General features: G+C 66.2%; 14 protein-coding genes. 5 read left to right on the top strand and 9 right to left on the bottom strand.

All coding sequences use genetic code 11. The annotated features are described in order from the left end of the window. Window positions 1-3 precede the first annotated feature (3 nt). The 6 genes from FHY55_RS09175 to FHY55_RS09150 form a co-directional block, all read right to left on the bottom strand. The gene (locus FHY55_RS09175) at window positions 4-1,221 is read right to left on the bottom strand and encodes an NADH-quinone oxidoreductase subunit D (protein ID WP_140013904.1); all 1,218 of its coding nucleotides are present in this window, start codon (window positions 1,219-1,221) and stop codon (window positions 4-6) included. A gap of 4 nt (window positions 1,222-1,225) precedes the next feature. Further along, window positions 1,226-2,122 carry a sulfotransferase gene (locus tag FHY55_RS09170; protein WP_168222963.1) on the bottom strand — a complete coding sequence of 299 codons (897 nt, stop codon included), beginning with the start codon at window positions 2,120-2,122 and terminating at the stop codon, window positions 1,226-1,228. A gap of 3 nt (window positions 2,123-2,125) precedes the next feature. Then, window positions 2,126-2,737: an NADH-quinone oxidoreductase subunit C gene (locus tag FHY55_RS09165; protein WP_140013902.1), complete on the bottom strand. Its 612-nt coding sequence runs from the start codon at window positions 2,735-2,737 to the stop codon at window positions 2,126-2,128. 19 nt (window positions 2,738-2,756) lie between these two features. After that, window positions 2,757-3,350 (bottom strand): NADH-quinone oxidoreductase subunit B family protein, encoded by a 594-nt coding sequence (locus tag FHY55_RS09160; RefSeq protein WP_254695464.1) that lies wholly within the window; start codon window positions 3,348-3,350, stop codon window positions 2,757-2,759. Continuing rightward, window positions 3,341-3,706, bottom strand: a complete 366-nt coding sequence (locus tag FHY55_RS09155) for an NADH-quinone oxidoreductase subunit A (RefSeq protein ID WP_140013901.1) — start codon at window positions 3,704-3,706, stop codon at window positions 3,341-3,343. Before FHY55_RS09155 ends, FHY55_RS09160 begins: the two co-directional genes overlap by 10 nt. Before the next feature lie 141 nt (window positions 3,707-3,847). Further along, window positions 3,848-4,738, bottom strand: coding sequence for a LysR family transcriptional regulator (locus FHY55_RS09150; protein ID WP_140013900.1), 891 nt, complete (start codon window positions 4,736-4,738; stop codon window positions 3,848-3,850). 112 nt (window positions 4,739-4,850) lie between these two features. Between FHY55_RS09150 and FHY55_RS09145 the strand changes: the two genes are divergently transcribed. Beyond that, window positions 4,851-5,153, top strand: coding sequence for a hypothetical protein (locus tag FHY55_RS09145; protein ID WP_140013899.1), 303 nt, complete (start codon window positions 4,851-4,853; stop codon window positions 5,151-5,153). A 157-nt stretch (window positions 5,154-5,310) separates the two neighbouring features. Here the strand turns inward: FHY55_RS09145 and FHY55_RS09140 are convergent, their stop codons facing one another. Continuing rightward, on the bottom strand, window positions 5,311-6,447 hold the full coding sequence (locus FHY55_RS09140) for a lytic murein transglycosylase (protein ID WP_140013898.1): 1,137 nt from the start codon (window positions 6,445-6,447) through the stop codon (window positions 5,311-5,313). Window positions 6,448-6,675: 228 nt separating this feature from the next. Between FHY55_RS09140 and radA the strand changes: the two genes are divergently transcribed. The 3 genes from radA to purF all read left to right on the top strand — a co-directional run bounded on the left by radA (window position 6,676) and on the right by purF (window position 10,340). Then, the gene (radA, locus tag FHY55_RS09135) at window positions 6,676-8,040 is read left to right on the top strand and encodes a DNA repair protein RadA (RefSeq protein ID WP_140013897.1); all 1,365 of its coding nucleotides are present in this window, start codon (window positions 6,676-6,678) and stop codon (window positions 8,038-8,040) included. Between the two features lie 27 nt (window positions 8,041-8,067). After that, window positions 8,068-8,688, top strand: coding sequence for a CvpA family protein (locus tag FHY55_RS09130; protein ID WP_140013896.1), 621 nt, complete (start codon window positions 8,068-8,070; stop codon window positions 8,686-8,688). Between the two features lie 194 nt (window positions 8,689-8,882). Continuing rightward, a complete protein-coding gene (purF, locus tag FHY55_RS09125) occupies window positions 8,883-10,340 on the top strand; it encodes an amidophosphoribosyltransferase (protein ID WP_254695502.1) in 1,458 nt (485 codons plus the stop codon). A gap of 187 nt (window positions 10,341-10,527) precedes the next feature. Here the strand turns inward: purF and FHY55_RS09120 are convergent, their stop codons facing one another. Beyond that, complete coding sequence (locus FHY55_RS09120; protein ID WP_140013894.1) at window positions 10,528-11,763, bottom strand: sigma-54 dependent transcriptional regulator; 1,236 nt, start codon at window positions 11,761-11,763, stop codon at window positions 10,528-10,530. Next, entirely contained in the window at window positions 11,760-13,535 is a 1,776-nt protein-coding gene (locus FHY55_RS09115; protein WP_140013893.1) for an ATP-binding protein, read from the bottom strand. Before FHY55_RS09115 ends, FHY55_RS09120 begins: the two co-directional genes overlap by 4 nt. Before the next feature lie 45 nt (window positions 13,536-13,580). Between FHY55_RS09115 and FHY55_RS09110 the strand changes: the two genes are divergently transcribed. Beyond that, on the top strand, window positions 13,581-14,762 hold the full coding sequence (locus FHY55_RS09110; RefSeq protein WP_140013892.1) for a cytochrome P450: 1,182 nt from the start codon (window positions 13,581-13,583) through the stop codon (window positions 14,760-14,762). Window positions 14,763-14,775 lie beyond the last annotated feature (13 nt).

Here is a 14,775-nt window from a genome sequence, read left to right as displayed (position 1 = left end):
GGCTCAGCGGTCCACCTCGCCGAACACGATATCCATCGTGCCGATGATGGCGGCAATGTCGGCCAGCTGATGGCCCTTCGAGATGTGGTCCATCGACTGAAGGTGCAGGTAGCCCGGTGCGCGCAGCTTGGCACGGTAGGGTTTGTTGGTGCCATCGGCCTTGAGATAAACGCCAAACTCCCCCTTCGGCGCTTCAACCGCGCAATACACCTCGCCCTCGGGCACGTGGAAGCCCTCGGTGTAGAGTTTGAAGTGGTGGATCAGCGCTTCCATCGACTGTTTCATCTCGCCGCGCTTCGGCGGGGTGATCTTGCCGCGCGAAAGCACATCGCCCTGCCCTTCCGGCGCGCGCAGCTTTTCGATGGCCTGCAGGATGATGCTGGTCGATTGCCGCATCTCCTCCATCCGAACGAGGTAACGGTCGTAGCAGTCACCGTTCTTGCCGATCGGAATCTCGAACTTGAACTCGTCGTAGCACTCATAGGGCTGAGCGCGGCGCAGATCCCAGGCCATGCCCGAGCCTCGCACCATCACACCGCTGTAGCCCCAATCCAGCACTTCCTGCTGGCTGACCACACCGATATCGGCGTTGCGCTGCTTGAAAATGCGGTTCTCGGTGAGCAGCCCATCAATATCGTCCAGCCGGTTGGGGAATTTCTTCGCCCACGCCTCGATATCGTCGAGCAACTCGGGCGGCAGATCCTGATGCACACCGCCGGGCCGGAAATAGGCCGCGTGCAGCCGCGCACCGCAGGCCCGCTCGTAGAAGATCATCAGGTCTTCGCGCTCCTCGAAGCCCCAGAGCGGCGGGGTCAGCGCGCCCACGTCCATCGCCTGCGTGGTCACGTTGAGCAGGTGGTTCAGCACCCGGCCAATCTCGGAAAACAGCACCCGGATCAGGCTGGCGCGGCGCGGCACAGGCGTGCCCGTCAGCTTCTCGATGGCGAGGCACCAAGCGTGCTCCTGATTCATCGGGGCCACGTAGTCGAGCCGGTCAAGATAGGGCAGGTTCTGCAGGTAGGTGCGGCTTTCCATCAGCTTCTCGGTGCCGCGATGAAGCAGCCCGATATGCGGGTCACACCGCTCCACAATCTCGCCGTCCAGCTCCAGCACAAGCCGCAAAACCCCGTGCGCCGCAGGGTGTTGCGGGCCGAAGTTGATGTTGAAGTTGCGGATCTGCTGCTCGCCTGTCAGCGCGTCCTCAAAGCCTTTGCCATCCATGGTCTCAGACCCTTTCCATGTTGCGCTGCCACGCTTCGGGCAGCGCCCCCATCTCATCGGCCACCGCAGCATATTGCGGGGCCAGCAACCGTTGCAGGGCGGCGCGGCGGCTGTCATCCAGCTCCAGCTCCGGCCCCGCGTTAATCTTCTCACCCGTCTCCGCCTTCACCCGGTCGATCCCGAGAAAGTCGCACAGCGCCCGAACAGAGCCGGGCTTGAACAGGTCTTCGTAAAAGCCGCACATCACCCGTTCGCGGGGCAATGCTGCCAGCTTGGCCAGCACGGCGGCATAGTCGCCACGCTGGGTAATATCGGTGTTCTCGCCCCGCAAGGCCTTGTCGAGCAACCGCAGGGCATAACCCTCCGCGTCATCCGTTTTGCCCCGCTCGGCACGCTTGCCAGCCATGAAGCGACACTGGCTCCAATACCGCTCCACCGGGTCACGCATGAGGAAGATAAAGCGCGTGTCAGGCACAAGCTCCGCCATCTCGCGCAAGCGCTTCTGCGGCAGCAGGCAGTAGCTCGGCGTGATATCGGCCACCAGCTTCGCCTCACCCGCGCCTTCATAAAGCAGGTCCAGATAGGTCCGGTGGTCGCGCTCCCCGATGACCAGCGCCGTCAGCCAGCGCTCCATCTGCTTGAGCCTCCGGCGCAGCCGCGGCACCCGCCCCTCCTGCTCGCCAGCCTCGACGCGGGCAATCCTGTCGCGCAGCCGGGTGATCTGGGCCACCACCTGATCCTTTTGCCAATCCGGCTTCAGCCCCTCGACAGTGTCCCAGTAATGCAGCTCCTTGGCGACCGGCATGGCACATTGCGGATGCGCGTCGAGAAAGCCGTGCAGCCAGCTTGTGCCGGTCTTCGGCGCCCCGATGGCATAAAGCAATGTCGCCTGCGCGCTCACCAATCAGCCCTTGGCTTCTTCGGTTTTCTCGTCGCCGGGCAGAATGTACTCCGCCCCCTCCCAGGGAGACATGAAGTCAAACTGGCGGTAGTCCTGCGTCAGCTTCACCGGCTCGTAGACAACCCGCTTCTCCACCTCGTCATAGCGCACCTCGGTGTAACCCGTGGTCGGGAAGTCCTTGCGCAGCGGATGGCCGCGGAAGCCGTAATCGGTGAGCAGGCGGCGCAGGTCCGGATGGCCCGAGAACATGATCCCGAACATGTCGAACACCTCGCGCTCAAACCAGTTGGCGCTGGGGTGCTCGCCCACGATCGAGGGCACCATCTCATCCTCGCGCACCGCAACCCGCAGGCGGATGCGCTGGTTCTGGTACATGCTGAGGAAGTGGTAAACCACGTCAAACCGCTTGTCCCGCTCGGGGTAATCAACGGCGGTGATGTCCACCAGCGTCGAGAAGCGGCAGTTGGCGTCGGTCTTCAGGAATTCCACGAACCCGGTCAGGTTCGACAGCGCCACATCCACGTTCAGCTCGTCAAAGGCCACATCCCAGCCCGCCACGCAATCGGGGCGACGCGCCTCCAGATGCTGGCCGAGTTCGTTCAGAGCATCGCTCATCTTGTCGTCCCTTTCTGGGTCAGCGCACCAGCGTCCCGGTGCGGCGAATGCGGCGCTGGAGCTGCAGCAAGCCATACATCAGCGCCTCTGCCGTCGGCGGGCAGCCGGGCACGTAGATGTCGACCGGCACGATCCGGTCGCAGCCACGCACCACCGAGTAGCTGTAATGATAGTATCCGCCGCCATTGGCGCAGGAGCCCATCGAGATCACGTAACGCGGCTCGGGCATCTGGTCATAAACCTTGCGCAGCGCCGGGGCCATCTTGTTGGTCAGCGTGCCAGCCACGATCATCACGTCACTCTGGCGCGGAGAGGCGCGCGGCGCGATCCCGAAGCGCTCGGCATCATAGCGCGGCATCGAGGTGTGCATCATCTCCACCGCGCAGCAGGCAAGACCAAAGGTCATCCAGTGCAGCGAGCCAGTGCGCGCCCAGTTGATCAGGTCTTCCGTCGAGGTGAGCAAAAAGCCCTTGTCCTGAAGGTCGCGATTCAGGCTTTGCACCGCCACGTCCTTGTCGGCACCCGCCGTCGTGCGGCCATAGGGGGCCAGCTCGCCCTGCACCTGCGGATCGGCAAACTGCGGCGGCGTGCCGGTCTTTTCCGTCACTCCCATTCCAGCGCCCCTTTCTTCCATTCATAGGCAAAGCCCACCGTCAGCACGGCGAGAAACACCATCATCGACCAGAAGCCCAGCATGCTGATATCCTTGAAGGCCACAGCCCAAGGAAACAGGAAGGCGATCTCGAGGTCGAAGATGATGAAGAGGATGGAGACGAGGTAAAACCGCACGTCAAACTTCATCCGCGCATCGTCGAAGGCGTTAAAGCCGCATTCGTAGGCGCTCACCTTCTCCGCATCGGGGTTGCGCACCGCCAGAACGGCGGCAGCGAGTATCAGCACCAGCCCAAGGCCAATGGCGATACCGAGAAAGATGACAATGGGCAGGTATTCCCTGAGCAAAGCGTCCAAAGCCGGCTCCTTTCTCGCGTGCCTCACAGGCGGTCCGTGACGGCCCCGGGGCACGCGCATCGTGGCTGTGTCCGGTCTTACTCCCGCCCCGGGAGAGGGTCAACCTGCACCCCCTTCAAATTCCCGGCTTTTCGCCCTGCGCTACTCCGCCGCAACCGGCAGCACCTCCGAGCGGGCGCGAAAGCTCTCCACCACATGCTCCGCCAGAGCCGCCGAACAGCAGCCCGGCTCCTCCTGCTCGATCATCCGAAGCTGATAGCGCCCGATCTCCTCAAACCCTTGTTCAGGGCCAAGCCGCTCCAGCTCCGGGGTGAAATTGCCCAGCGGCAGCGGGCTCACCGCAAGGTCGGCCTCAACCGCCGCCAACAGCGCCTGCCCGCTCTCCGAGACATAGGCTATACGCGACTGTTTTCCCACGCGACCAAGCGATTTCAACGACTTGCGCCGCCAGATGCAGCCCTCCTGCGCCAGCGCCAACGGCACCGGGTCGGCCTTCCACGCCCGCCCGCCGCGCTTTCCGGCCCAGGCCAGCACCTCGTCATGCACCACCCGGCCCGGCCCGCCCTCATCGGCGCACACCGTATGCAGCGTCACATCCAACTCGCCCGCCCGCGCCGCCTCGACCAGCCGCGCAGAGGTGTCCAGCGTCACCCGCACATGCACGCCCGGATGCGAGGTGGCAAAGCGCTTCAGGATCACCGGCAGCGCATTGGCCCCCATGTCCCCGGGCGCGCCCAGCCGCACCTCCCCCGCCATCGGCGTGCCCGCAAACCGTGCAATCGCTGCTTCGCTCACCCGCATGATCTCTTCGGCATAAGCCAAGAACGCCTCACCATCGCCGGTAAGCCGCACCTCGCGCGGCAAGCGCTCAAACAGCACCCGCCCCAGCTGCTCCTCCAGCCGCTTCACCTGCATCGACACCGCCGAGGGCGTGCGCAGCACCGCCTTGGCAGCCGCGCTGAACGAGCCGGTATCGTGGATCGCCAAAAAGGTGCGGATCAGGTCGGTGTCGATCATCTGCGGCGCAAGCATGGCATATGCTTTCAATTTTTCTGAATGATACCGTCAATACTATTCGTTTGATTGAACTCACGTCAAGGCGCACCTTTCCCTCAATCGAAACGTCACCCGAAGGAACCAGCCAATGGCCCACATCCCCTACCACCCCGCCGAAGCCGCCCGCTTCCCCCACCTGCGCGCCCTCCTCGCCCGGATCGGGGCCGCCATCCGCAGCAATTTTGAAACCCGCGCCGCCATCCGCGCCCGCCGCGCCCGGATCTCCAAGGTCGAACGCCTCGATGACCGGACGCTGCGCGACATCGGCCTCACCCGCGATGATCTCAACTATGCGCTCTCCCACCCCGAAGCGCCGGATGACACCCTCCGCCGCCGCGCCCTGACCAACCGCAAAGCCGATCTGGAGCGCCCACGCCTCAAGGCGCGCTAAAGCAAACGGGCCGCCCTCGCCCGAGAGCGGCCCCAATCTTCGACAATTTGATTAAAATGCGCGCCGCCCGGTCCGCGCCTCCGCAAGTTCCATTCTCTTGCGTCAAATATTCCCGGGGAGCGCGAGGGGCTGGCCCCTCGCTCCGGCCCTCACCAGATCAGCCCAAGCGCTGCAACAACGCGCGCGAGGGCTCTCCCGTCACCGGCAACCCGTTCGCCGCCTGATAGGCCCGGATCGCCGCCGCCGTCTTGTTGCCCAGCACCCCATCGGCGGTGCCCGCATCAAACCCGGCACGCGTCAGACCGGCCTGCAACCGCATCCGGTCCTTCTGCGTCAGCCCGTATCGGTCGGGGCCAAACTCGGCCTTCAACCCGCCCCGCCCGGCGATCCTGTCGCTGAGGTAGCCCACCGCGAGAGCATAGTTGTCAGAGTTGTTGTAGCGCTTGATGACATTAAAGTTGTGCCCCACGGCAAAGCGCGGCCCGCCCGGATCGGGCTGAAGGCCCCCACTGGTGGTCTCGCTGCCCCAGCGCTCACCGCGCCGCCAGCCGTTCTTGGCAAGGTAGGCCGCCGTCGAGGCCAGCGCATCACTCGGATCGTCACTCCAAATGTCCCGCCGCCCGTCGCCGGTGAAATCCACCGCAAACAGCTGGTAGCTCGTGGGGATAAACTGTGTGTGCCCCATCGCACCGGCCCAGCTGCCCACCATCCGCTCGGGCGTGGTGTCGCCCGATTGCAGGATGCGCAGCGCAGCGATCAGCTGCTTTTCAAAAAACGCGCCGCGCCGCCCCTCATAGGCCAGCGTCGCACAGGCCGAGATCACCGGAATATCGCCGCGCCGCGTGCCATAGGTGCTTTCCACACCCCAGATCGCACAGCATATCTCCGCCGGAACCCCGTATTTCGCCTCAATCGCATTGAGCCGCCCGCGCTGGCGCGAAAACGCCGCCCGGCCCATCGCCACCTTCTTCTCGCTGGCGACCAGCGAAAGGTAATCCTCGAACGAGCGTTTGAACTCCGCCTGATTCCTGTCGCGCTCGATCACCCCGGGGATGAAGCCCGCGCTCGCAAAGGCCCGGTCCACCACGCCCTGCGAAATGCCTGCGCCCACGGCACGGCCCTTGAACCGCGCCACCCATGCGTCAAACGCCGCATTGGCCACCGGCCTCATCGCAGGGTCAGGCGCGCTCTGGGGGACGGCATCAAAGCCGTTCACCCCGCCACAGGCGCTCAAAAGCCCCATCGCCGCCGTCGATACCAAAAATCCGCGCCTGCTCGTCACGCTCAATGTCATCGGGTGTCCCCCCGTTGCTGACGTCCTCTTTTGCGCGAGCCTAGCCCATGCGCCGCGCCGCCCCAAGTGCCATCTGCACCGCAAAGCCAGCCGCAGCGCCCCGCCGCCGACCGGCGACCGCCGCGCGCGCGCCCCTCCCTTCCACATCATATCCCCACCCCGCCCGGCCCCGCGCTGCGGCTTGCGATCTCCCCTTTCCAAGCCCCGCCGCTCGGGGCACAAAGCGGCATGGCCAAATCCCTTGCTTTCACCTGCACCGCCTGCGGCGCGTCCCACTCCAAATGGAAGGGCCAATGCGACGCCTGCGGCGCGTGGGACACCATTCAGGAAGAGGCCCCGCTGTCCTCCGGCCCCAAGGGCAAGGGGCTCGGCGCGCGCAAGGGCACCACCATCCCGCTGGCCGAACTCTCCTCACCCGAGGCCCCGCCGCCCCGCACCATGTCCGGCCTCGACGAGTTTGACCGGGTGCTCGGCGGCGGCCTCGTTCCCGCCTCGGCCACCCTCGTGGGCGGCGATCCGGGCATCGGCAAATCCACCCTGCTGCTGCAAGCCGCCGCCCGCTTTGCGATGGCCGGGCAGAAGACCATCTACATCTCCGGCGAGGAGGCCTCCGCGCAGGTCCGCATGCGCGCCCGCCGCCTCGGGCTGGCCGAAGCGCCGGTCAAACTGGCCACCGAAACCTCCCTGCGCGACATCCTCACCACGCTGGATGCCGAACGCCCCGACCTCTGCATCATCGATTCGATCCAGACCATGTGGTCCGACACGGTCGACTCGGCCCCCGGCTCGGTTTCGCAGGTCCGCGCGGCCTGCCACGAGCTGACACAATTCGCCAAACGGCGCGGAACCGCCGTCATCCTCGTGGGCCATGTCACCAAGGAAGGTGCCATCGCCGGCCCCCGCGTCGTCGAGCATATGGTCGATACCGTGCTCTACTTCGAAGGCGAGCGCGGCCACCAGTTCCGCATCCTGCGCGCGGTGAAAAACCGCTTCGGCCCGGCGGATGAAATCGGCGTGTTCGAGATGACCGGCGAGGGCCTCGCCCAAGTGCTCAATCCCTCCGCCCTCTTCCTGTCAGACAATGAAACACCCGCCCCCGGCACCGCCGTCTTTGCCGGGATCGAGGGCACCCGCCCCGTGCTGGTGGAGTTTCAGGCCCTCGTCGCGCCCGCCCCCGCAGGACAGGCCCGCCGCTCGGTTGTGGGCTGGGACTCGGGGCGACTGGCCATGATCCTCGCCGTGCTGGAAGCCCGCTGCGGCATCCCCTTCGCCGGGATGGATGTCTATCTCAACGTCGCGGGCGGCCTGAGGGTGTCAGAGCCCGCCGCCGACCTCGCCGTTGCCGCCGCCCTGCTCTCGGCCCGTGAAGATGTGCCCCTGCCGCCACGCATGGTGGTTTTCGGCGAGATCAGCCTCACCGGCGCCCTCCGGCCCTCCTCGCAAACCGAAAACAGGTTGAAAGAGGCGCAAAAACTTGGTTTCTCCTGCGCAACGCTGGCAGAGGGGTCAAAATCTACCTCCAGCGGGGGCATGGACCTGCGCAAGATGTCAGACCTCACGGGTTTCGTGGGCGAGATGTTCGGCGCAGGCTGACAGACCGGAAAGGCAAGAAGAGAGCACATGGAAGGCTTCACCATTTTTGACGCGGGCGTGGCCGTCGTCATCGTCCTGTCGGCGATTCTCGCCTACTCCCGCGGCTTCGTACGCGAGATCCTCGCCATCGCAGGCTGGATCGGCGCCGCCGTGCTGGCCTATATCTTCGCGCCCCAAGCGGTGCCGCTGGTCAAGGAAATCCCTGTCGTGCAGGACTTCCTCGACAATTGCGAACTGGCCACCGGCGCAGGCTTCGTCGTGGTCTTCGCCATCGGCCTCGTGATCTTCGCGCTCTTCACCCCGCTCTTCGCCAGCCTCGTGCAACGCTCTGCGCTCAACGCGGTCGATCAGGGCCTCGGCTTCGTCTTCGGCGCCCTGCGCGGGTTGATCCTCGTGGCCATCGCGCTGGTGCTCTATGATTTCATCGCCGGGTCCGAGAGCCTCGCCTTCGTCGATGACAGCCAGACCTCCAAGCTCTTCGGCTCCGCCAAAACCCGGATCGACGGCGAGATTGCCGATCAGGAAGGCGTGATGAACTGGTTCCGCGAGAAGTTCGAAAGCCTGACAGATCGCTCCTGTGGCGCGCCTGCCGCCGCACCGGCCGATCCCACGGCCCTGCCCGATCAGCCCGCCACCGACGGCAACTGATCGCCCGATAATACCCCAAACACACGCGGGCTGCGCCTTCCTTACGCAGCCTGCACCCCCATCGTCAGCCCTTCGTGTCAAACGCCCGTTACAAAGGGATGACAGCGCCCGCGCCAAAGGTTAAACGGGGGCATCGCTCACAAAGCCGGATTCGGAGCTGCCCCTTGCCCGACCATCAGCGCGGTCAACCCGCCCTGCCACCCGCCCATCCGTTCGATGACGACAAGCTCCGCGAGGAATGCGGCGTTTTCGGTGTCATCGGCGTAGAACAGGCTGCCAATTTCACCGCCCTCGGGCTGCACGCGCTCCAGCATCGCGGACAGGAGGCAGGCGGCATCGTCAGCCACGATCCCGAACAGGGCTTCAACTCCGCCCGCCGCTTCGGCTACGTGCGCGACAACTTCACCAAGGCTTCGCTGATGGACACGCTGCCCGGGCCGCTCTCCATCGGCCACGTGCGCTATTCCACCGCCGGCTCCAAGGGCAACACGCAAATCCGCGACGTGCAGCCCTTCTTCGGCGAGTTTTCCATGGGCGGCGCGGCGATTGCCCACAACGGCAACATCACCAATGCCGGAGCCCTGCGCCGCGAGCTGATCGAGCGCGGCTCTATCTTCCAAAGCTCGTCGGACAGCGAATGCATCATCCACCTGATGGCCCGCTCGCTGCAACGCGACGTGCCCGCGCGGCTCGAAGATGCGCTGCGCCGCGTCGAAGGCGCGTTTTCCATCGTCGCCATGACCCGCACCAAGCTGATCGGCGTGCGTGATCCGCTCGGCGTGCGCCCGTTGGTGCTCGGCAAGGTCGGCGACGGCTGGGCCCTGAGCTCCGAAACCTGCGCGCTCGACATCATCGGCGCAGAATTCGTCCGCGAGATCGAGCCCGGCGAGATGGTCGTCATCACCAAGGATGGCGTCGACAGCCGCCGCCCCTTCCGCTCCAAGAAGGGCCGCTTCTGCATCTTCGAGCACGTCTACTTTTCGCGCCCCGATTCCATCCTCGGCGGCCGCAGCGTGTATGAAACCCGCGAAGCCATCGGCCGCGAGCTGGCCAAGGAATCCCCGGTCGACGCCGATCTCGTCTGCCCCGTGCCCGATTCCGGCACCCCCGCAGCCATCGGCTTCTCGCTCGAAAGCGGCATCCCCTACGCGATGGGGATCATCCGCAACCAATACATGGGCCGCACCTTCATCGAGCCCACCGAGCAAATCCGCAACATGGGCGTGCGCCTCAAGCTCAACGTCAACCGCGCGCTGATCAAGGGCAAACGGGTGATCCTTGTTGATGACTCGGTCGTGCGCGGCACCACCTCGCGCAAGATCAAGGAAATGATCCTCGACGCAGGCGCCAAAGAGGTGCACTTCCGCATCGCCTCGCCCCCCACCGCATGGCCCTGCTTCTACGGCGTCGACACGCCCGAGCGCAGCAAGCTGCTGGCCGCCAACATGAGCGCCGACGAAATGGCCGACTACCTCGGCGTCGACAGCCTCAAGTTCATCTCGCTCGACGGTCTCTACCGCGCCGTGGGCGAGGCCAAGGGCCGCGACCCGAAAAGCCCGGCCTATTGCGACGCTTGCTTCTCCGGCGAATACCCGGTCGAGCCCGCCGACATGATCGAGCAGGGCTTCGAGATGAAAACCGCCGCCGAGTAAACGGCAACAGCCGTCATCCTCGGGCCTGATCCGCGGATCTCCTCCTTGCCAGAAGCGTCATCCTCGGGCTCGACCCGAGGACCTCCCGACCACGAGATCCTCGGGTCAGGCCCGAGGATGACAGCCTCACCGCTGCGAAGAGCGGCCGCGCCGTAGGCAAGGCCCCGATGAGCCGCCCTGCCATTCCCTACCGCCGAAAATCCTCCGCCTTCAGCCCGTGCTTGGCCAGCTTGTCGTAAAACGTCTTGCGCGGCAGATGCAGCGCCGCCGCCGTCGCCGTCGCATTCCCGTTCTGCCGCCCCAGCGCAGCGGCGATCAGTGACTTCTCCACCCGCGCCATCTGCTCGGCCAGTCCCAGCTCAGCCGCCTCCTGCGCCTCGCCCGGCATCCCCAGCACAAAGCGCATGGCCGCGCTCATCAGCGAGCGGGCGTTGCCCGGCCAGTCCTGCGCCATCAACCCGGCCAGATGCTCCTCGCTCACCTCCGGCTCCGCGAGCCCCGCCTGCTCCGCCGCCTGCGCGACGTAGTGGCGAAACAGCACCGGAATATCCTCGCGCCGCTCCTCCAGCGTCGGGATCCGCACCTGCATCACGTCGAGCCTGTAGTAGAGATCGGCAGCAAACCGGCCCGCCTCCATCTCGGCCACGAGGTCGCGGGTGGTTCCGGCAACGATCCGCGCCTCCCCCGGCGCCTCCAGCCGGTCCAGCAGAACAAGTTGAACGGATGCAGGCAAGGCGCTGATTTCATCCAGAAAAAGCGTGCCCGCCCCCACCGCCTCAATGGCTGCATCCAGCCGCGCTTCATCCAACGAGGCGGCAAGGCGCTTGACGAAGGGCTGCGGCGCGGCGGGCGACATGATGTGGATCACCTCGGCAATCTTCGCCGTCTGCGATCCGGGCCCGCCCGTCACCAGCACCTCGGCCCCGGCCCTCGCCACCGCCCGCACCTGCGCGCGCAGCGCCTGTGCCTCCGCCGAATGGCCAAAGATCATCCGCGAGGCCGCATCGCCCCGCTCCAACTCCCGCTTCAGCCGCCGGTTCTCCAGCACCAAGGCCCGCGCCTTCAGCGCCTTCTCGACCACGCCCACCAACTCCTTGGGGCCGCAGGGCTTTTCCAGAAAGTCAAAGGCCCCCTCACCAATCCCCTTCACGGCCATCGGCACGTCACCCTCGCCGGTCAGCAGGATCACCGGCAAATCCTCGTCGCGCCGCCGCGCCTCGGCCAGCAGAAAGAACCCGTCCCGCCCCGGCATCCGGATGTCGCTCACCACCACGCCGTCAAACTCCGGCCCGATGTGGTCCTTCGCCTCGATGTAGCTGCCCGCAAGGATCGCCTCGATCTCGGCAAGCTCCAACGTCTGCCCCAGCGCCTCGCGCACCGCAGCATCGTCATCCACCACCAGCACACGCCGCGCTCCGCTCATGCCGCCACCTCCATATCGGCGGGCTGAAGCTCAACCGTAAACTCCGCGCCGCCGCCCTCCCGGTTCACACCCCGGATGTTGCCGCCAAAGCTCTGCACCAGCCCGTAGCTGATGGAAAGTCCCAGCCCCATGCCCTCGCTCGCGCCAACCTCCTTGGTGGAGTAGAACGGGTCAAAAATTCGGTCCGGCTCCGCGATCCCCGGGCCGGTGTCGCGCACCTTCAGCCGCACTGGCGCACCGGGCTCAATGGCAATGCCCAGCCGTGCGCCCTCGCGTCCGGACATCGCATCAATTCCATTGCTGACAAGGTTGAGCACCACCTGCTGCAAGCGCACCTCACCGCCCCGCACCATCACCGGCGCGCCCGGAGCGGCCCAGTCCAGCGCAACACCCACCTGCGCCATCCGGCCCTCGACCAGTTCCAGCACCGTCTCCACCACGGCCCCCAGATCAACCCGGCCAATCGGCTCGCTCTCTTGCCGGGCGAAAGCCCGCAGGTTGCGGATGATACGCCCCATCCGCCGCGCAAGGTCTCCAATCCGGCCAAGGTTCTGCGCCGCCCGCTCTGGCTTGTCGCGCTCCAAAAAGCTCTCCGCATTTTCGGCAAAGGAGCGGATCGCCATCAGCGGCTGGTTCAACTCGTGGCTGAGCCCGGCGCTCATCTGCCCCAAGGCGCTCAGCTTGCCCGCCTGCACAAGCTCAGCCTGCGCCCGGCGCAGCGCCGCCTCCGCCTCCTTGCGCTCGCGCACCTCGCCCTCCAGCCGCACATTCGCCGCCTGCAAGGCCGCCGTGCGCTTCTCCACCCGCGCCTCCAGCACCGCATTCGCCCGCGCCTCCACGCCCAGCCGCTCGGCCAGGGCACGGCGGCGCTCACTGAGCAAAAACAGGAAGGCCCCGAAGCCAAGGCACAACGCCGCCACCGCCGCCGCCGCCAAAGCACCAAGCCGCAGCGCGGGCGCGAGCGAAATCAGCGCCTCGCCCCGCATCCCGATCACCGGCAGATCCTGCGTCAGATGCAGCGCGGCGCCCGGAATATAGGGGCCCCCATCCACCCACCACAGGTCGCGCCCCTCTGCCTGCCACGGCCGAAACGGAAAGAACGGCTTCAGCTCCGCCCCTTCATGCACGGCTGCGCCCTCCACGCCGTCGCGGCGCATGAACAGCAGCTCGGTGCGGTTGGCGACAAAAACAATGCCGTCACTGTCGGTATAAAACACCGGCACCGGATCGCCCGCCCAATCCAGCTCGATCAGCCGCAAATCGGCCTGCACCACAACAATGCCCATCACCGGCCCGCCCGGCGCAAAGATCGGCGCGGCGTAGGAATAAAGCCGCTTGCCGCTCGCCGGGTCCACCCGATGGCTGCTGCCCAAAGCGCCCTGTCGCGCACGGGCGATCTCGGGGCCATCCAGCCGCACAGGCGCGGCCCCCGCCTCGCCCGTCGCGGCCAGCACCCGCCCGCCAAGATCGGTGAGATAGATCGCCGCGCTGCCCGTCATATCGGCATGGCGCACCAGCAACGCCGAAACCCGCTCCGCCGCGCCGCGCCCCGCCACCTGCGCGCGCGGCTCGGGCCGGTCGGCCAGCGCCACCGCCAGTTCTGCATAGCTCTGCAACTGGGTCGCAAGCCGCTGCGAGGTGAGCCGCAAATCGCTCTGCCCCCGCCGCTCCACCTCGTCCAGCGCCGAAGCAAAGCCGCCCCAGCCCGCCGCCACGCTGAGCAGCGCCGCCGCAACAAGGTAGAGCAGGATAACAAGCCAGCGTCGCGTCATTCCTCTTCCTAGACAATTCGCCGCCCATCTGAAAGCGTCGCCGCCATGCAGGCGCTTTCCCAATCCCCCACCGATCCGTCCTTCGTGCAAGACCCATACCCCTTCTATCACCGCGCCCGCGCCGCCGGAGATCTGTTCTACTGGGAGGACTACGGGCAACTGGCCGCCGCGGGCTACGCGCAGGTGAAACGCCTGCTGAAAGACCGCCGCCTTGGCCGCGAGATGCCGCCCGATCTCGCGCCGCCAATCCCGCCGCGCCTGCAACCCTTCTACGACGTCGAGGCCAACTCGATGCTCGAACTCAACCCACCCCGCCATACGCGCCTGCGCGGGCTGGTGCTGCGCGCCTTCACCTCCGCCACCGTCGAGGCCCGCCGCCCCGCGCTGGAGGCCCTCTGCGCCGATCTCATCTCCGCGTTCCCCACAGGCCCCTTCGACCTGCTCGACGCCTTCTGCCGCCCCCTGCCTGTCATCACCATCGCCGCGCTTCTGGGCGTTGACGTGGCCCGCGCGCCCGACCTGCTCGCATGGTCCAACGCCATGGTCGGCATGTATCAGGCTGGCCGCACCCGCGAGATGGAAGACGCGGCCATCGAGGCCACCCACAGCTTCACCGCCTTCCTCGCCGATGAGATCGCCCGCCGCCGTGCCGCCCCCACCGAGGATCTCATTTCGCAACTCATCGCCGCCGAGGAAGCAGGCGAAAAGCTCACCGCCGCAGAGCTGACCTCCACCGTCATCCTGCTGCTGAACGCCGGGCACGAGGCCACAGTACACAGCCTTGGCAACGCGATAAAAATCATCTGTGAACAGCAGCTTGCAGACCACACCTCATCCAACGAAAACGCCCCGCTGCTCACCGAAGAAGTGCTGCGCTACGCCCCCCCGCTCCATATTTTCGAGCGGATCGCCTCTGAGGATTTCGAGATCTACGGCACCCCCATCACACGCGGCCAGCGTATCTCCTGCCTGCTCGCCGGGGCCAACCGCGACCCAGATGCCTACCCCAACCCTGACAGTTTCAACCCCACCCGGCGCGGGCCCTCCAACATGGCCTTCGGGGCCGGGTTGCACTTTTGCGTCGGCGCGCCGCTGGCCCGGCTGGAGCTGCAAGTCGCCCTCCCCGCGCTCTTCTCCGCCTGCCCCGGCCTCACCCTCGCCGCACCGCCCCGCTACGCTTCGGTCTATCACTTCCACGGGCTGGAATCCCTCAGCGTCACCGCCTAACCTTGCAGGCATT

This window comes from Oceanicola sp. D3 (genome assembly GCF_006351965.1).
Taxonomy (GTDB): domain Bacteria; phylum Pseudomonadota; class Alphaproteobacteria; order Rhodobacterales; family Rhodobacteraceae; genus Vannielia.
This window is presented reverse-complemented; position numbering and strand designations above follow the sequence as displayed.